The organism is Flavobacterium potami, assembly GCF_020026915.1.
Lineage (GTDB): Bacteria > Bacteroidota > Bacteroidia > Flavobacteriales > Flavobacteriaceae > Flavobacterium > Flavobacterium potami.
Genome location: NZ_JAINUY010000005.1, coordinates 341,682 through 365,291 on the forward strand (window position 1 = coordinate 341,682; position 23,610 = coordinate 365,291).

General features: G+C 34.0%; 20 protein-coding genes and 3 tRNA genes. 6 read left to right on the forward strand and 17 right to left on the reverse strand.

Translation table 11 applies throughout. The annotated features are described in order from the left end of the window. Window positions 1–70 precede the first annotated feature (70 nt). Both pckA and K6T82_RS16360 read right to left on the reverse strand, forming a co-directional pair. Window positions 71–1,675 (reverse strand): phosphoenolpyruvate carboxykinase (ATP), encoded by a 1,605-nt coding sequence (gene pckA / locus K6T82_RS16355; RefSeq protein ID WP_223707675.1) that lies wholly within the window; start codon window positions 1,673–1,675, stop codon window positions 71–73. Window positions 1,676–1,976: 301 nt separating this feature from the next. Beyond that, window positions 1,977–2,363, reverse strand: coding sequence for a DUF423 domain-containing protein (locus K6T82_RS16360; RefSeq protein ID WP_223707677.1), 387 nt, complete (start codon window positions 2,361–2,363; stop codon window positions 1,977–1,979). Window positions 2,364–2,540: 177 nt separating this feature from the next. Between K6T82_RS16360 and K6T82_RS16365 the strand changes: the two genes are divergently transcribed. After that, entirely contained in the window at window positions 2,541–3,905 is a 1,365-nt protein-coding gene (locus tag K6T82_RS16365; RefSeq protein ID WP_223707679.1) for a saccharopine dehydrogenase family protein, read from the forward strand. Window positions 3,906–4,025: 120 nt separating this feature from the next. Here K6T82_RS16365 and K6T82_RS16370 read toward each other — a convergent pair whose 3' ends face one another. The 5 genes from K6T82_RS16370 to K6T82_RS16390 form a co-directional block, all read right to left on the reverse strand. Next, window positions 4,026–5,777 carry a M56 family metallopeptidase gene (locus K6T82_RS16370; RefSeq protein WP_223707681.1) on the reverse strand — a complete coding sequence of 584 codons (1,752 nt, stop codon included), beginning with the start codon at window positions 5,775–5,777 and terminating at the stop codon, window positions 4,026–4,028. Beyond that, a complete protein-coding gene (locus K6T82_RS16375) occupies window positions 5,774–6,148 on the reverse strand; it encodes a BlaI/MecI/CopY family transcriptional regulator (protein ID WP_223707683.1) in 375 nt (124 codons plus the stop codon). Before K6T82_RS16375 ends, K6T82_RS16370 begins: the two co-directional genes overlap by 4 nt. 103 nt (window positions 6,149–6,251) lie before the next feature. Beyond that, window positions 6,252–6,674, reverse strand: a complete 423-nt coding sequence (locus tag K6T82_RS16380) for a toxin-antitoxin system YwqK family antitoxin (protein WP_223707685.1) — start codon at window positions 6,672–6,674, stop codon at window positions 6,252–6,254. A gap of 271 nt (window positions 6,675–6,945) precedes the next feature. Continuing rightward, on the reverse strand, window positions 6,946–8,043 hold the full coding sequence (locus tag K6T82_RS16385; RefSeq protein WP_223707687.1) for a glycosyltransferase family 61 protein: 1,098 nt from the start codon (window positions 8,041–8,043) through the stop codon (window positions 6,946–6,948). Window positions 8,044–8,604: 561 nt separating this feature from the next. Next, the gene (locus tag K6T82_RS16390; RefSeq protein WP_223707689.1) at window positions 8,605–9,993 is read right to left on the reverse strand and encodes a dipeptidase; all 1,389 of its coding nucleotides are present in this window, start codon (window positions 9,991–9,993) and stop codon (window positions 8,605–8,607) included. 109 nt (window positions 9,994–10,102) lie between these two features. Here K6T82_RS16390 and K6T82_RS16395 point away from each other — a divergent pair. From K6T82_RS16395 to K6T82_RS16405, 3 genes are all read left to right on the forward strand, one after another. Beyond that, window positions 10,103–10,187 (forward strand) — tRNA-Leu (locus K6T82_RS16395). Between the two features lie 248 nt (window positions 10,188–10,435). Beyond that, entirely contained in the window at window positions 10,436–11,410 is a 975-nt protein-coding gene (locus K6T82_RS16400; protein WP_223707691.1) for a hypothetical protein, read from the forward strand. After that, on the forward strand, window positions 11,407–11,922 hold the full coding sequence (locus tag K6T82_RS16405; RefSeq protein ID WP_223707717.1) for a hypothetical protein: 516 nt from the start codon (window positions 11,407–11,409) through the stop codon (window positions 11,920–11,922). The genes K6T82_RS16400 and K6T82_RS16405 overlap by 4 nt, the downstream gene beginning before the upstream one ends. Window positions 11,923–12,120: 198 nt before the next feature. Here the strand turns inward: K6T82_RS16405 and K6T82_RS16410 are convergent, their stop codons facing one another. From K6T82_RS16410 to K6T82_RS16420, 3 genes are read right to left on the reverse strand one after another with little or no spacing between them, the layout of a single operon-like run. Next, window positions 12,121–12,690 (reverse strand): hypothetical protein, encoded by a 570-nt coding sequence (locus tag K6T82_RS16410; protein ID WP_223707719.1) that lies wholly within the window; start codon window positions 12,688–12,690, stop codon window positions 12,121–12,123. Then, window positions 12,677–13,171, reverse strand: a complete 495-nt coding sequence (locus K6T82_RS16415; protein ID WP_223707721.1) for an RNA polymerase sigma factor — start codon at window positions 13,169–13,171, stop codon at window positions 12,677–12,679. Before K6T82_RS16415 ends, K6T82_RS16410 begins: the two co-directional genes overlap by 14 nt. 1 nt (window position 13,172) lies before the next feature. Beyond that, window positions 13,173–14,009, reverse strand: coding sequence for an alpha/beta fold hydrolase (locus K6T82_RS16420; RefSeq protein ID WP_223707731.1), 837 nt, complete (start codon window positions 14,007–14,009; stop codon window positions 13,173–13,175). A 305-nt stretch (window positions 14,010–14,314) separates the two neighbouring features. On the opposite strand from K6T82_RS16420, the gene K6T82_RS16425 reads away from it, so the two are divergent. Both K6T82_RS16425 and K6T82_RS16430 read left to right on the forward strand, forming a co-directional pair. Beyond that, complete coding sequence (locus tag K6T82_RS16425) at window positions 14,315–14,737, forward strand: hypothetical protein (protein WP_223707733.1); 423 nt, start codon at window positions 14,315–14,317, stop codon at window positions 14,735–14,737. 304 nt (window positions 14,738–15,041) lie between these two features. Beyond that, complete coding sequence (locus tag K6T82_RS16430) at window positions 15,042–15,833, forward strand: DUF6055 domain-containing protein (RefSeq protein WP_223707735.1); 792 nt, start codon at window positions 15,042–15,044, stop codon at window positions 15,831–15,833. Window positions 15,834–16,033: 200 nt separating this feature from the next. Here the strand turns inward: K6T82_RS16430 and K6T82_RS16435 are convergent, their stop codons facing one another. The 7 genes from K6T82_RS16435 to K6T82_RS16465 form a co-directional block, all read right to left on the reverse strand. Continuing rightward, window positions 16,034–16,699: an HAD family hydrolase gene (locus tag K6T82_RS16435; RefSeq protein WP_223707744.1), complete on the reverse strand. Its 666-nt coding sequence runs from the start codon at window positions 16,697–16,699 to the stop codon at window positions 16,034–16,036. Window positions 16,700–17,044: 345 nt separating this feature from the next. Continuing rightward, entirely contained in the window at window positions 17,045–18,628 is a 1,584-nt protein-coding gene (locus K6T82_RS16440; RefSeq protein WP_223707746.1) for an MFS transporter, read from the reverse strand. 1 nt (window position 18,629) lies between these two features. After that, window positions 18,630–19,682: an HlyD family secretion protein gene (locus K6T82_RS16445; RefSeq protein WP_223707748.1), complete on the reverse strand. Its 1,053-nt coding sequence runs from the start codon at window positions 19,680–19,682 to the stop codon at window positions 18,630–18,632. 103 nt (window positions 19,683–19,785) lie between these two features. Then, window positions 19,786–21,141, reverse strand: a complete 1,356-nt coding sequence (locus K6T82_RS16450) for a TolC family protein (protein ID WP_223707750.1) — start codon at window positions 21,139–21,141, stop codon at window positions 19,786–19,788. 572 nt (window positions 21,142–21,713) lie between these two features. Beyond that, the gene (locus K6T82_RS16455) at window positions 21,714–22,538 is read right to left on the reverse strand and encodes a helix-turn-helix transcriptional regulator (RefSeq protein ID WP_223707758.1); all 825 of its coding nucleotides are present in this window, start codon (window positions 22,536–22,538) and stop codon (window positions 21,714–21,716) included. A gap of 239 nt (window positions 22,539–22,777) precedes the next feature. Then, window positions 22,778–22,851 (reverse strand) — tRNA-Asp (locus tag K6T82_RS16460). A 604-nt stretch (window positions 22,852–23,455) separates the two neighbouring features. Next, window positions 23,456–23,529 (reverse strand) — tRNA-Asp (locus K6T82_RS16465). Window positions 23,530–23,610: the final 81 nt, after the last annotated feature.

The following is a 23,610-nucleotide window of genomic DNA, read 5'->3' on the forward strand; positions in this document are numbered from 1 at the left end:
CGATTGGAAACCAAACAAAAAAGCTGTTCATCTCTGAACAGCTTTTTTTATTTGAATTAATAAATTCCTTTTATTCTGTAATCGGTGCTCCTGCTAAGATTTCAGCATTTGCAAACTCTTCAAATTTCGCAAAATTAGCTTTGAATTTTCCAGCCAATTCTAACGCTTTTTTATCGTATAAATCCTTGTCTTCCCAAGTATTTCTAGGATTTAAAATTTCCTCTGGAACATTTGGACAAGATTGTGGTTTTGCAATTCCAAATACTGCGTGATTATCGTAAGCTACATTATCCAATTCTCCTTTTAAAGCAGCTGTAATCATTGCACGAGTATATTTCAGTTTCATACGGCTTCCAATTCCGTAAGGTCCACCAGTCCATCCTGTGTTGATTAACCAAACTTTTACTCCCGCATCTTTCATTTTTTTGCTCAACATCTCAGCATAACGCGTTGGGTGCAAAGGCATAAATGGTGCTCCAAAACAAGCAGAGAAATTAGGCTGTGGCTCAGTAACACCAGCTTCTGTTCCTGCAACTTTTGCTGTATATCCAGAAATAAAATGGTAAGCCGCTTGACCTGGAGTTAGTTTTGAGATTGGAGGCAAAATTCCGAAAGAATCAGCCGTTAAGAAAAATATATTTTTAGGATTATGTCCAACCAAACCTGGCTGTACATTGTCAATATGTGTTATTGGGTAACTTACACGAGTATTTTGAGTGATCGAAACATCATCATAATCTACTTCGTTTGTTCCGGCTTTGAAAACCACATTTTCTAAAAGCGCTCCTTTTTTGATTGCTCTAAAAATGTCTGGTTCGTTTTCTTCAGTTAAGTTGATCACTTTTGCGTAACATCCACCTTCAAAGTTGAAAACAGTATTTTCGTTTGTCCATCCGTGCTCATCGTCTCCGATTAATTTACGTTCTGGATCTGCTGATAAAGTTGTTTTTCCTGTTCCTGACAAACCAAAAAAGATTGCAGTATCACCGTCTTCTCCAACATTTGCACTACAGTGCATTGGAAGTGTATTTTTGAAAACCGGCAGAATAAAATTCAAAGCAGAAAAAATTCCCTTTTTCATTTCTCCTGTGTAGCCAGTTCCGCCAATTAAAGCAATTTTTCTAGTAAAATTTAAAATAGCAAAATTAGACTGACGTGTTCCGTCTACTGCAGGATCCGCCATAAAACTTGGAGCACAAACTACTGTCCATTCAGGAGTAAAATTAGCCAATTCCGACTCTTCTGGACGTAAGAACATATTATAACAGAACAAATTTGACCATGCTGTTTCTGTTACAACACGTACATTCAATCTATAATTTGCATCTGAACATACATAAGAATCACGAACAAAAACTTCTTTGTCTGATAAAAATGCTGTTACCTTATTATAAAGCTTATCAAAAGCCTGAGGTTCAAACGGGATATTTACATTTCCCCACCAAACTTGATCTTTGGTTACATCGTCTTTTACGATAAAACGGTCTTGAGGAGAACGACCTGTAAATTCACCTGTGTTAATTGCCAACGCTCCGGTAGAATTCTCAACACCTTGTCCTGACTGCAACGTAATCGCATGTAATTCATCTGCAGATAGTTGATAACGAAATTTTGCATTTTCAATTCCTAATTCTTTTAACGAAATCGATTGCGCGAAAACTGTGTTAGTGTCCATAAATTTTTAAGTTGTGTGTGGTTTTTTATTTAAAGCAAAATTACAGATTAATTTTTATATGATTCAAAATACTTAAATTTCACTCTTATTTATATCAAAAAAGTAAAATTTCACTTTAAAAAAAACAAAAAGAAAAAAATAACCGCTCCTAATTTACTTATTTACAACTTTATACAGGGATTTGTTATATTATTTTCTTTTAACAACAGAAAACAGAAAAAAATCACACAAATAAAGCTATATGTTATTTATGTGACAAAATTAAAGATTAATTCTTAGACAGAATTTTTTTTTCGGGATTTTATGATTTTCGCTTCAAAATCGTAAAGAATAATAGCGCCCAACCTATAATTAATAGAAAACCACCGATTGGAGTTGCGAATACGATAATTTTAGAATAAAACAAAGTATAGTCTTTTGTAGCCACCAAATAAATCGAACCACTAAAAAGAACAACACCAGCAACTACAAAATTATAAATTGTATTTAGTGTCTTTTCGGCAAAATCTTTTTGGGTAGATAAAAACAAAAGAAAAAGAGCATGATACATTTGGTAACGAACCCCAACTTCAAAAGTATTTAATTGGTCAACGGATAGATATTTTTTTAGTAAATGAGCCCCGAAAGCACCCAAAATAATAGCCAACATACCAATAAAAGCCCCAGTAAGAATAAGTTTTCTTTTCATGATTGATCTCTTTTGAAATTTGATACAAAAATACTTCAAAGCATCCGAAAAACCGCTTTAGTTCCTACTTTATTTAGAACAAAATAAAATTATTTTTTTTCTTCTCTTTTTCATTTTATATAATTAAAATTGTTACATTTATAACATTTAAATATATTTGTGTTAAATATTTAAAACATGAGAAACGTTTTAATAATTGGAGCAGGAAGATCTGCATCGTCTTTGATTCGATATTTATTATCTAAATCTAATGAAGAGAACCTACATATTACTGTAGCCGACCTTTCTTTGTCTTTAGCGGAGGCTAAAACACAAAATCATCCTAATGCAACTCCTCTTGCTCTGAATATTTTTGATACTGATGAAAGAAGGAATGCTATTGAAAATGCTTCGATTGTGATTTCTATGCTTCCGGCGCATCTGCATATCGAAATTGCAAAAGATTGTATTGAATTTAAAAAGCATCTTGTAACGGCTTCTTATATAAGTGATGCTATGCAGGCCCTTGATTCAGATGCAAAACAAAACAACCTCATCTTCATGAACGAAATTGGTCTTGATCCAGGAATCGACCATATGAGTGCCATGAAAGTTATCGACGAAATCAGAGACAAAGGCGGAAAAATGCTTTTGTTCGAATCTTTCTGCGGCGGACTTGTAGCACCGGAATCTGACAATAATCTCTGGAATTACAAATTTACCTGGGCGCCAAGAAACGTTGTTCTGGCAGGACAAGGCGGCGCTGCCAAATTTATTCAGGAAGGTACTTATAAATATATTCCGTACAGTGCTTTATTCCGTAGAACCGAATTTTTGGAGGTTGAAGGCTATGGAAAATTTGAAGCGTATTCCAATCGTGATTCGCTGAAATATCGTTCTATTTACGGTTTAGATGATATTTTGACTTTATATAGAGGAACAATTCGAAGAGTGGGTTATTCTCGGGCGTGGAATATGTTTGTACAACTCGGAATGACAGATGACAGTTATACTATTGAAGGCTCAGAAAACATGAGTTATCGTCAGTTTATCAATTCTTTTCTGCCGTATCACCCAACAGATTCTGTCGAAATTAAAACACGTCTGATCTTAAAAATCGATCAGGACGATATTATGTGGGATAAACTTTTAGAACTGGATTTATTCAACCCAAATAAAAAAGTAAATCTTCCAAATGCTACTCCGGCTCAAATCTTAGAAAAAATCTTGACCGATAGCTGGGCTTTAGAGCCAGATGACAAAGATATGATTGTGATGTATCACAAATTTGGTTATGAGGTAAATGGCGAAAAGAAACAAATCGACTCTAAAATGGTTTGCATTGGAGACGATCAAACCTATACGGCAATGGCAAAAACGGTTGGACTTCCGGTTGCAATTGCTACATTATTGATTTTAAACGGAAAAATCACCACTCCAGGCGTTCAGCTTCCAATCAAAAAAGAAGTGTATGAGCCTATTTTAAAAGAATTAGAAGAATACGGCGTCATTTTTAACGAACAAAAGGTACCGTATTTTGGATATAATCCAGATTTATTCTAGTCTGGATTCTGCATGTTTATTTTTAGAATTTTTTATTTAATTAGTTTTTTTTAATTTTATCCGCTTCCCATCAGAAGCGGATTTTTTTTATAAAGAAAGATTTAGATAAAATTTTATTTTTTAATTGCCAAAAATGGTTGGTTCAAAAATAATTTTCGGAAATGAAGAATTTATTACCTTGTTTTTTTCTGGAGTTTCCTCACTTTGAATTGTTATGGGCAAGCTGTATAAAACGCGAACTGGTTTTCCATCTTGAGTACCCGGATTCCATTTTGGAGAAAGTTTTAAAACACGAATTGCCTCATCGCCTAGTCCAAATCCTAAATCTTTTACCACTTTAAATTCTGAAAGCGATCCGTCTTTTTCAACCATAAATTCCAGATATAGTTTCCCTTCAATTTTACCAGCTTCAGCTGGCACTTTAAAATTTCTTCCAATAAATTTGTAAAACTCCAATGTTCCTTCTGGATATTCGGGTTTAGACGTAACTCTTTGCAAAACATTTGTTTCCTCAAGAGGATGTCCCTCCTTAACCACACGTTCATTTACAAATTTATCCTCTTTACTTATAGGGCGAAAATCAAGCTTTATAGCGATAGGTTGCCAATCTGCTTTTCCATAATTTTTTTCAGGTGAAAATTTTGGACTTGACTTTAATATCTTAAGAATTTCAGCTTCTGTTTTAGTACCTTTTCCATTGATAATTTTTACATCATCAAGGCTTCCGTCTTTTTCAAAATTAAATGTTACACTAAGGATTTCATCACTTTTATTAACTCCTGCAGGACTTTTATAGTTGCTTAAAATGTAATTCGCTAATTGCGAGGTTGTATTTTGAAAAGCCGGAATATTAATATTCATTCCTGATAGGTTATAAGCAGCACTCATCATAATTTCAGGCCTTTTTGTCGGTGCACTTTCGGTTCTGTCCGCAGTTACCTTCCAACCCGAAGCACTCCCATTTTCTGCCGTTTGACTGTTTGCATACAATTCGTCAGACGCAATTGTTTGTCCGACACTTTCTACGCTCATAAAAAAAGTAAAACCACAAAGTAAAGGCAAAAGCATAATTTTAGAAAGCAAGATCTTTGTTTTAGAAACCGTTTTTGTCATCATAATAAATCTTTTTTTAGTTACTGAATAATTTAAATTACTAGTCAATCCGGAAGTCGAATTTACAGTGGCATGCGTAAGTAATAAATTTTGGTAAAAAGGGACATTACTAAATGAGGTCACGACTTTTTCATCAGCAAGGAATTCATGATTGAGCTGAATAGCTTTCTTATAGAAAATCAAAATAGGATTAAACCAAAAGATCGTTTTTAATGCCTCTATCAGCAATACATCCAAAGTATGTTTTTGTGCAACATGAATTAATTCATGAGTATATAATTCCTCTTCTATTTTTCGGTTTTGGTAAGCTGTTTTATTCAAAAAAATATAGTTTAAAAAAGTATGTGGAGGAATTTCTTCATTTACTAAAACCAAATCTGCGCTTTTATATGACACAATTGTATTTGATTTTATTATAGTTATGATCCTCAAAATATTTCGGATATAGCGAAATAACAAAAGCAACATAATTAAAACATAAATAGACCAAAGCAGAATCAATTTATAATTGTACTGCGTTGCAGCTACTTGATTTGAAACAGGGATAGCCTGTACTAAATATCCGTATGTTTGCTGAACAGAAACAGTTGTTTCGCTTGGAATCTCAATTGTTATAAATGGCAAAACAAAAGAAAAAACAAGACCAAACAATAAGTAAAACCTATTGAACTGATGCATTTTTTGTTTTTCTAAAACCAAATGGTAAAAGACCAAAAGCACCAGAAGGCTCAAAGACGATTTATATAGAAAGTCTATCATTTTTTCTTTTTTTGAATTTCTGAATCTATTATTTTCTTAAGATCTTCCAATTCCGAAGCTGACAAATTGGTTTCGGTCGTAAAAAACGAAGCAAATTGTGAAGCCGAATTATTGAAGAAATTGCTAATGAGTCCTTTTACGTGTTTAGAAAAATAATCCGTCTTTTTCACTAAAGGATAATATTCTCTCGAATTTCCGAATTCGTTGTACGCCACAAATTTCTTGTCGATCATTCGTTTTAATAAAGTAGCGACTGTTGTTGTTGCAGGTTTTGGTTCGGGATATGCTTCAAGTAAATCTTTCATAAAAGCTTTTTCAAGCTTCCATAAATGTTCCATTAATTGTTCTTCTGAGTTTGATAGTTGTGTCATTTTTTTTAGGTTCTGAGGTTCTGAGATACTAAGGTCCTAAGGTTTTTATCAAACATTCTTTGATTAAAAATCTTAGAATCTATTTATTTTTTAAATCTGTGTGTTATTTTATTTTTTGTTCTGAAATCAAATTCCCTTTTTCATAATTTTTGATTGCAGTCAGCTTTCCTTTATCCGAATAGAATTTCCATTTTCCGAAATAAAACCAATGCGTTTCAATCGAATCAGACTCCATTCTTGTTTTTCCTTTTGATTCTAATTTTCCGTTTTCGTAATAACTTTTTACAATACAGATTCCGTTTTTATACTTTTCTGTTTTATAAATTTTACCATTCAGATAGGTTTTCCATTTCTTAACCGGTTGATCTTTTTTGTAATATTCATAAGATTTAGAATTTATTCCATCTTCAGAATAAGTTTCTACCCATGCGCCTTCTTTTTTCTTATCAATTTTCTGATTTATGGGTCTGCTTTTACAACCAAAAAGTGCTAATACACAAAATAATAACAAGAATTCTTTTTTCATATTACACAATCAATTCTACAATTATAGATTCAACTCTACAAATGTAGAAATAAAATTCAATAATGAAAGAAAAAAGAGATTTTTTTCTCAACGCCGTTTTTTAATTGTGAATTGTAAATGGTTAATTGTGAAATAGTAGATAGGAGAATTAAAGACAAAAAGACTTACTCCAACTTTAACTGAGGATTAAAATTATTCCGAAGAAAACGGCTTTAGCCAAACCTTTGTCCCTCTGTTACTTTGTCCCTTTGTCCCTTTATTACTTTGTCACTCAAGAAGGAATCAACTCCAAAGTTCTTTTCACTTCTTCAAAATCGATGTAGAAATTTTCTTCTTTCTGAATTCCGACCACAAAACTGTAATGAATTCCTTCCATGTCTGTTGTATTTTTGATAACAGCGCTAAAACGAGTTGGAGGCTGGAAAATCAAAACGGAAGCATTGGGTTCGAGCATCATCAAACCATGAAACAAATGACTGCCCTCTATTCCGGCCAGAATTTTTGCGCCGGCACAAGCAGCCAATATTTCTGAAGCAGAGTTTTGAGTCACGTCTACAATTTTAAATCCGTATTGATCACGCAATTTTTCTGCGATTTCAATTTCGTTTAGCATGACGCGGGATATTCCTGAATTTCTGCGTAAAATAAAAACTCCAGGATGTGGATTTGACGGAAAACGAGTCAATAATTTATTTCTGTTTGCAGCAAACCGAAGGTGTTTGTTTTCGTTATTTCCCCAATTGTCATCGAAGAAAATAGCATTTTTAAGATAAGCGGAATTGGTCCGAAACGGATTCATTCCTAAAAACGATTCGTATTCCGGCATATGCGAATACGGAATAATATTGGAAGTTACAGGAGTTCCTTCTGCCGCAGCCAAAGTATAATTGGCACAATCGTCGGTCAGCCAAAGTCCAAAATATTGATTTCCCTCTGAAGTGCTGTAAAGTGCCGCATTATCAATTTCCGCATCCATTACAACACGCGGAAAATAATTCATTTTTTTGGAAATCTGAAAAGTCGGATGAAGTCTAAAATTATGAAGACCTTTGTAAATAAATCCGTTAATCATCCAGATATTTTTGAGCTGATAGGCACGAGTTTCTGCGTGTTGAATCATAAAACCTCCGTGCATTTCCTTAACCGGATCATTTGTGTAAGCTGTTCCCGTAATGCGCTCCAACTGCCCTTCGAGAAAAAAGGCTTTGGGCGAAATAGTGGTATTTCCGGGAGCAATCTGCCATGATTTTATGGCAAGACTTTCTAAAATTTCTCCCTCTCGAAACATCGAGTGTGATTTTTTTAATCCTTTGAGGTATTTGGTGTATCCGATAGGCGAAAATCGAATCTTTTTTTCAACTAAGTCCATTTATTCAACATTAAAATCAACATTAAAATAACATTAGAAAATTTTAAAAACCAGAAATATTATTAATATCAAAAGGGGCTTAGTGATAAAAAAACCAAATTTAAGTTAATTTACCTAACAAAATACAAAGTCAACATTAAAAAATTTTAAATATTTAAATGAAAAAAATCCAAAAATTGAGCAAAAAAATTAACCGCAAAGAACGCAAGGTTTTTTATCAATGATTGTCTACATAAAACGCAAAGTTCGCAAAGCTATGTGATAAGCTTTGCGAACTTTAATAAATCTTGCTTAAAAAAATCTTGGCGTACTTTGCGTAAATCTTACTGTTCTTTGCGGTTAAAAAAATTAAACACAAAGAACGCAAGGTTTTTTTCCTAACATTATCTACATAAAACACAAAGTTCGCAAAGCCTTGCACTAAAGCTTTGCGAACTTTTATAAATCTTGCTTAAAAAAATCTTAGCGAACTTTGCGTAAATTCTTTGCGTCCTTTGCGGTTAAAAAACTTTGCGTAAATTCTTTGCGCCCTTTGCGGTTAAAAAACTTTGCGGTTAAAAACTACTTAGAAAGCTCCACAAAATACTTATAAAACAACGGAATAGTCTCAATACCTTTCAAGTAATTAAAGATTCCGAAATGCTCGTTTGGAGAGTGAATAGCATCGCTATCCAATCCGAAGCCCATTAAGATCGTTTTGCTTTTTAATTCTTTTTCGAATAAAGCCACAATCGGAATACTTCCTCCTGAACGAACTGGAATGGCAGGAACTCCAAAAGTTTCCGTATACGCTTTGTTAGCCGCCTGATATCCGATGCTGTCAATTGGCGTTACATAACCTTGACCACCGTGGTGCGGCGTAACTTTTACCGTAACTCCAGCTGGAGCAATGCTTGTAAAATGTTTCGTAAAAAGCTCCGTAATCTCTTCCCACTCTTGATTAGGAACCAAACGCATCGAGATTTTAGCAAAAGCTTTGCTCGCAATAACCGTTTTAGCACCTTCTCCAGTGTAACCACCCCAGATTCCATTTACATCTAATGTTGGACGGATAGAGTTTCTTTCGTTGGTTACATATCCTTTTTCACCGTAAACATCAGCAATGTTTAGAGCGTTTTTATATTTTTCTAAGCTGAAAGGCGCTTTTGCCATTTCTGCTCTTTCCTCTGTAGATAATTCCTGAACTTTATCGTAGAATCCTGGAATGGTAATATGATTGTTTTCGTCGTGAAGAGAAGCAATCATTTTGGCCAAAATATTAATTGGGTTTGCCACTGCTCCACCGTATAAACCTGAATGCAAATCGCGGTTTGGACCTGTAACTTCCACCTCAACATAACTCAAACCTCTTAAACCAGTTGTGATTGATGGTTGTTGGTTCGAAATCATTCCCGTATCAGAAATAAGGATTACATCATTTTTCAGTTTTTCCTGATTGCGTTCTACGAACCAAGCCAAACTTGCAGAACCTACTTCTTCTTCACCTTCGATCATGAATTTTACGTTACACGGAAGCTCATTATTCTGAACCATATATTCCAGCGCTTTTACGTGCATGTACATCTGACCTTTGTCATCACACGCTCCACGTGCAAAAATGGCTCCGTCAGGGTGAATATCTGTTGTTTTAATAACCGGTTCAAATGGTGGTGAAGTCCATAATTCTAATGGATCTGGCGGTTGAACATCGTAGTGTCCGTAAACTAAAACCGTTGGAAGATTGGGATCTATTATTTTTTCTCCGTAGATAATTGGGTAACCCGGAGTGTCGCAAGTTTCGACAAAATCGCAGCCTGCTTTTGATAAACTTTCTTTTACAGCCTCTGCTGTGTCAATAACATCTTGGGAATATGCAGTGTCGGCAGAAACCGACGGAATTTTTAATAATTCGATCAATTCATTGATAAACCGATCTTTATGTTGTTGAACGTAGGACTTAATATTTTCCATTTAAATAATTTTTATAGAAAACCAAATGTACAAAAAAGAGAATTAAAAAAAATTTTCAAAAAATGCTTTGATTATTCAAAAGTATGCCTATCTTTGCACCCACAATTCCGCGGATATGGTGAAATTGGTAGACATGCCAGACTTAGGATCTGGTGCCGCAAGGCGTGTAGGTTCGAGTCCTATTATCCGCACCAAAAAAAGCTTCTGAATATTTTTTCAGAAGCTTTTTTGTTTTGATGCTTTTGTTCTTAAAGTTGTTGATAAATATTTTACTTCAGTACTGCATCAGTCTTTTCAATGTCTATTTTTGAATATAAACTTTAAGAGTTTTTTTATTTTACAGTTATTCAAGCAATTAAAGACCTTTTTATCCACCACTACAACTTTCCTGTAAAATAATTGAAATAATACTAACATATTATAACAATATAAAACGTTGCTTATGGAAATCGAAGAGGGAAATTTAACAGAGGTTCATTATCATTTTTTTTCTTTAAAATTCACGCCTCTTAAATCTGTGGAAAATCTGTATAATAGTAATGACATAATGCGTAATGTTATAACATATATTTCTAATCAGCTTCATCAAGAGAAAAAAGGACATTTAATTGACAGACATGAGTTAAAACAATATAGTAGAAGAGAGTTATTCATTAACAGAGCTGTTTTTTTACCTATAGAAAAGCGCATAAGATGCTCTATTGCTCTTTTACGAAATGGAAGAGAGCCCTTTTTGAAACCAAAAGAACAATTCAAATTAATTCCAATATCTGAACAAACATTAGGAAGTATTGCAGAAGAAACTCATTTTTTTATTGATTACAGTAAAAAACATGCTGTAATTTGCTGTGAATACAATCATTTTGGACCAAGAATGTCAGATATTGAATATTATTTTCGAAATGTTGCACAAAAAGTCCTGAAACAAAGTAGAGCAACAGAAGTCAATACTTATTTAGAAGCACCTATCGATGAAACATTAGCAAAACTTAAAAATGTTTTAAACATAGAAATTAAACTTCAACCAAAGAATTTACATCAATTAGACCCTGATTTACAAAATAAATATTTTAGCGGAATGAACAATATTGGTCAAATTTTAAAACCAAAGTTTATACGTTTAGAAGCCTATTATCAAAGTCCAGGAAAAGGAATCACAAGCAGAGAACTAAATGTTCCTGCGAATAAAATGATTACAGAAATGTTAAATCGCTTTAGAGGTAGATCTTTTAATATAGATGCTTTTGACGCCTTTCTGGTTAAGTATGAAGATAAGGACGGAAATGAAGAAGTATTTAATTTGCTTTCTGGAAAAAAAGAAATAGTTTTAAACGTGGACATGAAAAAAATTACCCGATCAAAAGATTGGTATGCACTAATACAAGAAGAATTTAATAACTTTATAGAAGTAGCATGATTTTAGATAAGTACTTTCAAAGACCTATTTTTTGGGACTATTTTCTTTGTTACGTGTTTTGTTCTTTGTCAATTTATCTTGTTTATAAAGAAAAGATTCAACTTCCTACTGATAACGATACAATAGCAATTACTTCTGATATTACTAATATTAGTTTAACGCTATCAGGATTTATTCTAACTTTATTAACTGTTCTAATCACTTTTAAAAGCGGATCAAATATTAAAAAAATTGAATCAGATAGTGATGACACTGTTTTTAATCTTTTTTTTGCTAGTGGTTATTATTTTGAAACAGTTAAGCACTTAAAAAACTGTATAAAATCGTTGATATTTATAGCTGTAATTGGATTTATGATAAAGCTTTTCTTGCCTTTAGAATACAAATCAAAGGCATTCTTTTTTAATGTACCAGGATTATGTATAATTATTTTGACAATATCAAGATGTGTTTTAATCTTAAATAAAGTTTTAGAACTACAGCAACAAGAACACAACAACAACAATTCATAGATTAAAAAAATCTTTATCAAAGCTTGAAAATAAAAATAAATCCATCTTGACGAAAGAAGACAATTTGTACACATGAAAAAAATTGCGGAAATCAATCTGGAATCTTTTGTTGGCTTTACTTTTAGTTTCCCCTCTCACCAAAACAAAACAAGGCGAAAAAATCTAGCATTCTCACCTTGCTTAATTCTAAACAAACCTTCAACCAATATCCTTTAAAAAACGCACCAGCTCCATTTCTTTTTTTATCATTTTGAACATCATAAATCCGAAAAACAGTAAAAAACCATAGCCGCTTGCAATAATGTAAACATAAAATCCATTAGAGAAGTTTTCTTTAAAAACAGGCAGCAAAAGAGTAAAACCTCCAATGTATGTCAGATAAATCAGGGGCGTAAAGATGTAATGGATTTTTTTTCTCCATTGGTAAAATCGCTGTGCCAATTTGCTGTATTCAATCAATGAAACATCTGTTTGTAATGCTTTTAGTTTTTCTTTGCTGACCCATTCTAATCCTATACGAACGGCAAGCATTATAATCATAATACTTAATCCTAAACTAAATAGAGTGTGTTTGTAGGCACTTGCCCAAATGTAATAAAGCACTAATAGTACCACTGTCAGGCTTAATATTACTCTTGTCCAAAAATGATTTTGTCTTATTTTTTTGGTATGTGCTTCTGCTTTTTTTATAATATCCGCAGCATCTGGTTTTATGCCAGAATCTGTTTGCTGACTCCAAATGGATTGTAATTCTTCAAATGTTTTCATTTTGCACGCATTGAGTTAAACTTTTTTTAATTCGGTGAATTCTAACCCGAAGTGCTTCTTCGGTTATTCCAATTACCTCTGCTATTTCCTGATACTCTGCCCCATCCAGCGTCATTAGGATGATCATTTTGTTGGTTTCTTCCAATTTTTGGATGCATTGATACATCTGTTGCAGTTGTTCTTCTATTTCATCCGAGTAGGTTTCTGCAACAACCTGAGGCTGATTATCGGTTCTGATTTCCTTTTTAGAAGAAGATTTTCGCAAATAAAGCAAACAAGTATTGACAGTAATTCTGTAAATCCATGTACTAATACTGGATTCATTCCTGAAAGTGTCTAATTTCTCCCAGATCTTAATAAAAACTTCCTGCGTTGCATCTGAAGCCAATGCGATATCTCCACAAAAATAACCTTTGCACAAACGAAACACTCTGGAATAATGGCTGTTGTATATGTTGTTAAACTGCTCTTCAGTACCCACTTTATTTTATTTCTGATTTTACTTTTTCTATAAACCACTCTGGTTGATCGTACATTACAAAATGTGCCGATTTTTCTGCGTAATAAATTTTAGCCGATGGTAAATTCTCATATTGACTTTTATAGGTCTTTTGCACCGTTTCGATATCTGGATTTGTCGCTGCGAGAATCACTACCGGAATTTTAATTTTTGCAATATCTTTTCGCAAATCTAAGTTAAGCATATCGATGTAACCATAAACATACGTTTTTCTATCGGCCATTTTCATCCATTCGACAATTGTTTTTTGTTTTTCTTTATTGAAACACATATACGAAACCGACTGAGCATTCATGGCATTAAAAGCATTTGTATCCATAGCAAGCATCATTTTGCTTTGCGGATTGTCGTACGGAATAACGTCTCCTTTGTAATTAGGAATCATCAATACAGCACTCGCTGGCAAGGCATCAACAAGGATCACTTTTTTAAACAAATCGACTTCTGTAGAAGCCAGCCATAAACTTAAAGTACCGCCTAAACTATGTCCTATCAATGTTGGTTTTTTTAATTTTTTAGCTTTTACATAAGAAATAATTTCACTTTTTATTGTCGCCAACCAAGGTCCTTCAATTGGAGGTACATTTCCGAATCCTGCGAAGGTAAAAATATGGCATTCGTTCGTTTTAGAGATTTCAGCTACGGTTTCGTTCCACACTTCTCCTGTACATCCAAAGCCAGGAAATAATAAAACGGGAGCGCCTTTTCCTTTCACCTCTACTTTAAAAGAAGTTTGAGAAAAAACAGATTTTGAGATAAGAATTGTAAATACGATAACCAGAATTAATTTTGTTTTCATGATGTTTTTTATTTAAAATTTACCTTTTGATACAGCACTGTATTATTTGTTACATCAAAAAACCATTTTTTTTTATAAAAAACTCTTATTGCCTAATTTCATTGGCTTTACACGTAATAAAATTTATTCTTTTTCGGATTACATAAGCAGAAAAACTACAGCTATTTTCATTTTTAAGGAATGAAAAATGACAAACTGAGCGTAAAATTAGATTTAAGTCATTTTCTTTAAAACTGTAAAAAATTCCAGCTAAAGTGAAAAGCAATTCATTTCTTTGTTAGATTTGATTATAAATAAATCTCCATATGCAAGTATCAAAACCTAAAATAATTCAATTATCGCTTTTGGCTTTATCGAGCATAATTATTCTAACTAGTTTTATAAACTTCAAAGGCTTTCATGCAAAATTCTACAATAAAACTGGAGAAAATCTCGATTCTTTGATGATTGCAGGAACATTAATTGGTAATTTAAAAAGTAATGAATCAACAAAAAGCATTGTTTTTAAAGAATTTGAATTTGACGGTTCAATACCGTATGAAAAAATTAGCGCTAATTCGAATACCAAAAAATTAGACATGCTTCATTGGAGTTGGTGTGGTACGGAAAGAAATACAAAATCAAGAGGTTCTTATAGCTTTGATATCAAAAAGGCTCTGGATAACAATGGAAATACTTGTTTGTATTTGGTAGAACATAACAAAAAGATATTCTGGGAAGAGAAATAAATCTAAAACAAAAAATCCACAGCTAAAGCAGGAGGCAATTCGTCTAGTTCTGTCATTCTGAGGAACGAAGAATCACACGCGGGATTCGACACAAATTGGAAACTTAGCGTTGCGTAGTTTCTAGTGAGATTTCTCCTTCCGTCGAAATGACAAACTTTAAGTCTAAAACTAGGATTAGAAATAATTCAGAAATTTCTTTAATTCTTTTGTGGTTTAATCTCAAAATATTCTTATTTTTAAAATACCAAAAACCCTAATCTCCCTATTTTATTCATTTTTAACACTCTAAAATCATTTAGAAAACATGAAAAAATATAGATTATTAGTCCTTCTTATAGGAATCATTGCCATTTTTTATTTCGCAAGAGCGGTTCGAAGCTTTACCGTTAAACAGGAAACCCGAACGATACAATCGGAACATTTTGTTGTTTCTTATAGCGGAATTTATAAAAGCGAGGCTGAAAAAGTCAGCAAACATCTGGAAGACAATTATGCTGCAATTAGAGAAAATCTAAAAGATGGAAAACACGATGTGATAAAGGTTTTTGTTTACGGTTCGCGATACAAATTTAATGAAGCTACTGGTTTAGAAGAAAAGACAAAAGGAACGAGCCGTGGCCCAAACGAATTTCATTTTATCTATACCAATTGGTTTAATTCGCTTTTTCCAGACGATCCGCTAAAAACGGCTTTACACGAATTTACGCATTGTATTCAGCTCAATATATTAATCGACAAAGCCAAAGAAACTATTATTACCCAAGACAGACGCACTTTTGATAAGGAATTCGACAAAAAGTTTAAAGCAGAATATCAACGCTGGCTATGGGAATCGATCAGTATTTTTGAAGCGAAAGAAGTTAATACGTTGAGCGTAAAATATGCCAAAAGCAAAAATCTGACTTTAGAAGAACTCAACAAAAGCAATCAAATCTATAATATTGGCTACACGATTATAGAATACATGACGCAAAAATGGGGAAAAGATATTCTACCCAGATTAATCGCTTCTTTTGGCAACATCGAAAAAACATTGAACGTATCGAATGAAGAATTTGAGAAAGGTTGGATGGCTTTTTTAGAGGAGAAGTATTAGTTTTCAATTTTAAACATCTAGTCTGTCATTCCGAGGAACGAGGAATCACACGCGGGATTCGATACAGATTGGAAATTCACTTTGCGGAATTTCTAGTGTGATTCTTCGTTTCCTCAGAATGACAAACTTTTGCGCATAAAAAAACCTTTGTCAAAGTTTAAAACTTTGACAAAGGTCTCGTATCAATTGGAATTTGGATTTTATTTATTGGAATTTAATAATAAAATTATTTTATCCACATTCACTTCGCTATAATCATTGATATAAAAATCACACGGTGGCAATTCTTCTTTTGTATGCGTACTCAAAACACCAACGACTTTCATTCCGGCATTTAATCCTGCTGTAACGCCCGAAAAAGAATCTTCGAAAACTACACAGTCAGACGGAGAAACTCCAACTCTTTCTGCCGATTTTAAATATACTTCAGGATTTGGTTTATGAAACGTAACGTCTTCGCTTGACATCATCGAATCCATTTTTTGATCGAGTTTCAGGAAATTAGCAATCAAATCTAAATTGGCACGCGGCGCCGATGTTGCAACAGCTGTTTTAAATCCGCGGGATTTTAGTTCTTCTAAAAATTGCATATAATGCGGAATCGTTTCGACTTTGTCTTTGTAAATCTCACGGAACATTCCTTCTTTTTCATCTTCGAGTTTCGTCAATTCTTCTCCTTGAATCGGACGCTTGAAGAAATGCGTCATGATATAACTATTGTGTTTTCCGTACATATGTTCTTCAAATTCTTCATTGGTGTACGGAATTTTATATTTATTGAAAAACTTTTCAAAAGCGACTACATGATGCGGATTGGTGTGGCAAATCACGCCGTCCATATCAAAAATTACACATTGCTGGCTCATAATTTTATTTTGTTTTTTAAACGGGTGCAAGATAAGGCAATAAAGCGGTTATTACGCAGAGATTCGCAAAGGTTTTTCGCGGAGATACGCTGAGTTTTTTAGTCTCGCAAAGTCGCTAAGCTTTTATTTTAAGACTATACTAACCGCACAGTTTGTCATTTCGACGAAGGAGAAATCACATTAGAAATTCCGCAAAGAGAATCGCCAATCTGCGTCGAATCCCGCGTGTGATTTCTCCTTCGTCGAAATGACAAACATGCGATAAAAAACTTTGCGCCTCTGCGACTTTGCGAGACTAAAAGACAAAGATTAGCAAAAACTTGAAACATTAAACTTGAAACAAAATTATCCAATCCAAATTTTACTTTTGACCAAAGTCATCGTTTGTCTCAAATGCTGATTGCATGCAATTAGAATAATCAAAACTACCAAACCGTAACCTACAATCGTATAAATTTCCATATCGGCCAATAAAGTTGATTGTTTAGAAATTGTACCGAAAAGCTTTTTCATTGCTAGAACATTCGCATTATCTGCAGAATATCCTTTAGCAATAAAACTTTGTGTTGTTGAAGCAATTGTATTTTGTGCTTCTGGATTTTCGCCAGTTACGAATTGACTTAGTTTCAAGAAGTGTTTTTTGTTTAAGAAAACCATGGCGTTCTGCATGATACAAAAACCAATTGTGCTTCCCCAGAAACGTCCAGAAACCCCAACAATTCCAGAAGAAACCGCCATATTTGCCGGAACCGATGATGTGGTAAACAAGATGAGCGGAACAAATAAAAACCCCACACCGATTCCTTGCAAAATATAGGGAACAATAATATCGCTCAATGCAATATCTGGCACAAAAAGAAACGTAAACCAGAAATGGAAAATGGCAATGAGCGTAAATCCTATCATGAAAATGATTTTAGTCGAAACAGATTTCATCAGAAAAAAAGCGGCTAAAATAAGTCCGATTACGTTTCCTAATCCGTTTATGTATTGTACGCCCGCAACGCGTGAAGGATCCCAATTCCAAATGGAAAACATCGCCGAATGACAAAGACTCAACGTTGCTCTGCTGATATAGAAAAGGAAAAACAATAAAAATCCGATTCGCAGATTGGCGTATTTTATGACTTCAAAATCAAAGCTTGGTCTTTTTACCAAACGTTCTTTAAAGATGAACAGTCCGCCTGTGATGAGCGAAATCATCAGCATTAAAACCATTTCTGAAGACTGAAACCAATATTTTTTCTCAGCATACACAAAAAAGTAGGCACCGCAAAGAATCGAAATTAAAACCAAAAAATAACTCATCCAGTCGATTTGATACAACGGAATCTTCTTTGTAATTCGGTGCCCTCTGAAAGTAACTAAGATTAAAAAGACGTTTAAAACCTGCAGTCCGCCCGAAACATACAACATGTATTTCCAGTCGTAATGATCGAGAAACCACACGGCGATATTCATAATAAACGGTGTAGACAACAACAGCGAACCGTAGTAAAATGAAAACCCGATAATTATGGCATTTTTTGTATTGAATTGCTCAATAAGCAATTGCCTGATCGTGATTACAGGAAGCGCCATCAGAATTCCTTCGGCAACTCTCATTAATAAAAAAACCGAAAAATTGGTTATATAAGCCGATGTAACAATCGTTATTCCGATAAGGGAATAAACTGCCATCAAATAATTTTTTGCAGGGAAAAAACTCGAAAATCGACCTTCGATCAAAATGGTTGCCAGCAGAGTTCCGTACGTTACGCACATTGCATACTGCAAATCTTCGGGCTCAATGTCCAGAAAACTCGCCGCATACGTTACGTTTGACGTGTAAACTCCCAATAAAATCATGGAATGCAGCAAACAAACGAACAAAATAATAATGATCGCCCATTTTGGAACCCATGATTTAAATATACTTTTATCTTCCATTTTATTTGTGCGCAGCAACAACCGTAATGTTCATTCCTGCTCTTAAAAAATCGGTTTGTTTGTCTTGTTCTTTTAACTGAATTCTAACTGGAATTCTTTGTTCAATTTTCACGAAGTTTCCTGTTGCATTATCTGGAGGAAGCAGCGAAAATCTCGCACCGCTCGCAGGCGATAACGAAGCTATTGTTCCCACAAAAGTTTTATCATTTATAGCATCAGCTTTTATTTCAACTTCCTGTCCAACGGTTAAATATTGCAATTGCGTTTCTTTAAAGTTGGCTGTAATCCATTTTTCTTTACTTACGATAGAAAGCAAAGACTGACCTTCTTTCACCATTTGTCCTGGCTGTAAAGTTCTTTTTCCAACCCAGCCGTCATAAGGCGCTGTGATTACCGTGTACGAAAGAAACAATGCTGCATTATCTGCAACAGCTTGTTTCGAAGCAATATTGGTTTGTGTTGTCGGAACATTCGCTTCAGCAACAGAAGTACTTAAAGAAGCCGAATGAATTCTGTTTTTCATTTCTGAAAAATGTGCCTGAGCCGATTCATAATCTGCCTTAACTTTTTCTAATTGCTGAGAAGTTGCAGCTTCTTCGCTTACTAAAGCTTTATATCTTTCGTATTCTAATTTGGTTTTCCAAAGATTCGCTTTAGCCGCTTCCAATTGCGCCTCGTTAATTGCCGTTGCACTTGCTGTATTAATTGCATTTTTCTGCGCCACAACATTGTTTTGCTCTGCGTTTTGAACATCGGCCAAAGCCACATTCAATTTCGATTTATATTCTCTGTTATCAATCACGACCAAAGTATCGCCTTTGTGCACAAATTGGTTTTCGTCAAAACGAACTTCCTGCACATAACCCGTAATTCTCGACATAATTGGCGTAACGTATTGTTCTACCTGAGCGTCATTGGTTTCTTCGTGATTTCGGTTGAACACATAAAACCAAATTCCCAAAATAACCCCGCTTACAACCAGCGTACACGCAATAATTGTTATTAGTATATGAAACGTCTTATTTCTTTTAGTTTCATTTTTTATCTTAACCATAAACTATATATCTTTTTTCTATTCTCTATTTTCTATTTTCTTATTCCAAATCTTGCTTCTTGCTTCTTTCCTCTAAGGCTTTAGCCTACTCTTTCAACATCATCTAACTTTCAGGCATAATCCCCGCCGTGTGCATCATTTCGTAATGTTTTAAAACAGCATCCAAATGCGTAGCAATTTTGTTGTATTTCGCCTGAAGCAAAGCATTATCAGCGTCGACCATTTCTGTGATTAAAACCAATTGGTTTAAGTATTTCAGTTTTACGATTCGATAGTTTTCTTCGGCTAAATCCAAAGCTTTATCAACCACAACAAACTTCTCAAGGATTTCCTGATACTGTGTATGCTCTTTGTACAACTGATCTTGAATTTCATCTTTCAAAATTTCAGTCTGCATCTTCTGTGCATCGATTTTAGTATTTGCTTTTGCCACTTTCGTTTTGTTTTTATACAAAGCCGAAAGATCAAAACGCGCCTCGATACCCACCTGACCTAAAGTGTACAAATACGGATTTGGCGGAAAGAATTTGTAGTTTGGATAATAAAAACCATAATTCCCAAAGAAATCTACAGTTGGCAGATAATTTCCTTTTACCAATTTCAATTCGGTTTTACTGATATCTAATTCCTGACTTGCCATTCGCATTTCTTCATTCTGCATGGCTTTACTCAGATAAAAATCATACGGATCTACGCCGTTCATTTCGTCCAAACTTGTAGTCGTGTCGATTGCAATTTCTTCGCTTTCCGGAATCTGAATCAACGTCTTCAGATCGTGAAGTGCGATTTTAATGTTTTTGGAGTTTGTTAACGCATTCAATTCACGATCTGAGAGTTGTAATTCGGCACGAATGACCTCGTTTTTGGTTATCGTTCCGTGTTTTTGAAGCGATTGCACTTCTTTTAATCGGTTCTGCTCTTCTTTGATGTTTTCTTCAAATATCTTTTGAAGCTCCATCATTTTGTAAATCGCCAGATAATTGGCCACAACTTGCAGCTCAATATCATTTTCTGTTTTTTCCGATTTTATTTTTGCAATTTCGTTTTCCTGATTCGCAATTTTAATCGCGTTGTTAATCTTGTTTCCAACGTAAATTGGCATTTTAAAAGTTGAATTTACCTCGTAGATTTCAGGAATTGCTTTCGTAACTTCTTTTCCGTTAAGAAAACCATCTCCTTTAAATTCTGTAATGTTGGTAATTCTAGAGTACATTCCATTAAGTTGTACATCTGGTAATCTAAGTTCTTTTCTTTCTTTGATGTTTTGCTCAGCGAGCGTAATCTCCAGTTGAGATTTAAGGACTTTTTTGTTGTTTCCCTTCGCCAGTTTCATTGCTTCTTGTAAAGAAACCGTATGAACTTCCTGAGCTTGTAAACTATTGAATACTAACACCATTAGTAAAACCAATAAGCTTCTGGGAAAACAATCTTCTTTAGAGTTTGTTTTTGTAAGGAACATGAATATTTAAAAATTTATGCTGCAAAGTTCCTTCATTTTTTCCTTGGCGGATGATTCTAAAAAGTCAATAACATATTCATTTCAGACAAATGTTAAAATTGCATTTTTCGAAAACGTTGTATTAAAGCATTAAAAAACAAACAGTTGTAAATTGTAATTATTTCACGCAGATTTATTTAGATTTTAGCAGATGGGCGCAGATTTTTTTTCTCTCGCAGATTTGGCAGATTAAGCAGATAATTTTTTTAAAAAAATCTACTTAATCAGCTTAAATTAAAAACAGATCTGTATGATATGTTTTTTGAAGTTTCACGCAGATTTAGACAGATTTTAGCAGATGAGCGCAGATTTATTTATTTTACTCTCGCAGATTCCGCAGATTGAGCAGATAAAATTTAAAAAAAATCTGCCAAATCAGCTTAAATCTAAACAAATCTGCGTGAAACAATCATTCAGCAAATTTCAAAAATCCCCAAAATCTGCGGAATCTGCGAGAGCTATTTTTTAGCATAGAATAAAAGAAAATCTGCCAAATCAGCTTAAATCACTTTAAATCTGCGTGAAATAAAACTCTATTTACCGCGCTCCAAAATTTCCTCTCCGTTTAAGTAATCAGAAGGTCTTTGGCCCAAAATCTTGAAAAAAGTATTGCTGAAAGTAGGAACACTATTGTAACCAACTTCTAGAGCTACCTCTTTAACAGAAAGCTTTCTTTCAAGCAAAAGTTCGATCGCTTTGAGGATTCTTCTAATGGTATAATATTGAATGAAAGACATTTTAAGATCTTTTTGAAATAAGCGATACAAAGAGCGTTCGCTAAAGCCAAATTCATGCGCAACATCTGCAAACAGAATGGTTTCTCCAAGATTATTTTCAATATGTCTTAGGATTTTTCCTAGTCGTTTATCTTTGGGCTGAGGTAATTCTAAAGGCAAATTATTGGTGCATATTTGAGGAAGAATCGCTTTAATGGCTTTTGCAATAACAAAATTTGGACTTCCTTTTTTCAAATCACCATTCCACTGATTGGTAAACATCATCATTTGAAGCAGTAAATTGTTCACCGGATAAATGCCTTCGCTTTTGTAGAACTCCTCTTCATCCTTTTCTACTGGAAAATAGAGATTTCGCATCATCACATGTTCCGATTTCGGTTCGATGCTGTGCTCCAATCCGGCAGGAATCCAGATAAAATGTCTTGCAGGCAAAAAGTATGATTTCGTTTCAGTAGTCACAAAAACTACATCGCCTTCTGCGTAGAGCATTTGCGCTTTGTTGTGTTTGTGTGTTGGAACAAGCAATTCTCCCATTATATCATGATGACAGTAAATGCTTTTTTTATCGGCATCTACTTTAGTGAGATAATATTTGTCTACTTTGAATGTTCCTTGTTCCATAATATAAAGATAGGAGAAATTTAACCGCAAAGCACGCAAGGTTTTTTTCCTAGTATTGCGCTTACAAACACAAAGTTCGCAAAGCTATACTAATAAACCTTTGCGAACTTTTGTAAATCTTAAAAAAAAATCTTTGCGAACTTTGCGTAAATCTTAGCGCACTTTGCGGTTAAACTACTACCACAAAGTTTATACAAAAAAAAAGCTTCTCATTAAGAGAAGCTTTTTACAAACTTAGGCGGTCTGGACGGGACTCGAACCCGCGACCCCATGCGTGACAGGCATGTATTCTAACCAACTGAACTACCAAACCCTGCGTTATTGTGGGTGCAAAAATACAACAGAATTTCGTTTCTGCAAGCGTTTTTATAAATAAAATTTTGAGATTTTTTTAATTGATTAAATTCCAATATTTTAAAAATTAAAGATTCAATTAAAAAGAAGGAAATTTCCTTTATTTAACCGCTAAGAGCGCAAAGTTAAAAGCGCAAAGTCCGCAAAGTTTTTTAAAATATAGCTTTGCGGACTTTGCATTCTTCAAAATATCTTAGTGAACTTTGCGTATTCTTTGCGCTCTTTGCGGTAAAATCTTTACGGAACTACATGTGTGATTTCTCCTTTCAGTCGAAATGACAAACTGTATGTAATTTGGAATTCATTAAAAAAAAATCCGCAAAGCTTTAAAAAAACTTTGCGGACTTTGCGTAAATCTTAGCGTTCTTTGCGGTTAAATAATTTTAGAAAACCAAATAGTCTTAAATCAAAAAAGCCATCCACAAAAGTGGAAAGCTTTTCATTGGTCTAACTACTAAACCAGCTACGAGTTACAAAGTCGTAGCAAAACAACACAACTAATCTTAGATACCGTTTTTGGGCAAAAAAGCCTTTCCATAAAGGAAAGGCTTCTCCCAATATTGCGGTCTGGACGGGACTCGAACCCGCGACCCCATGCGTGACAGGCATGTATTCTAACCAACTGAACTACCAAACCTCTGCGTTATTGCGGTTGCAAAGATATAACAGAATTTCATATCTGCAAGCCTTTTTATAAAAAAAATTAAAAATTTATTTA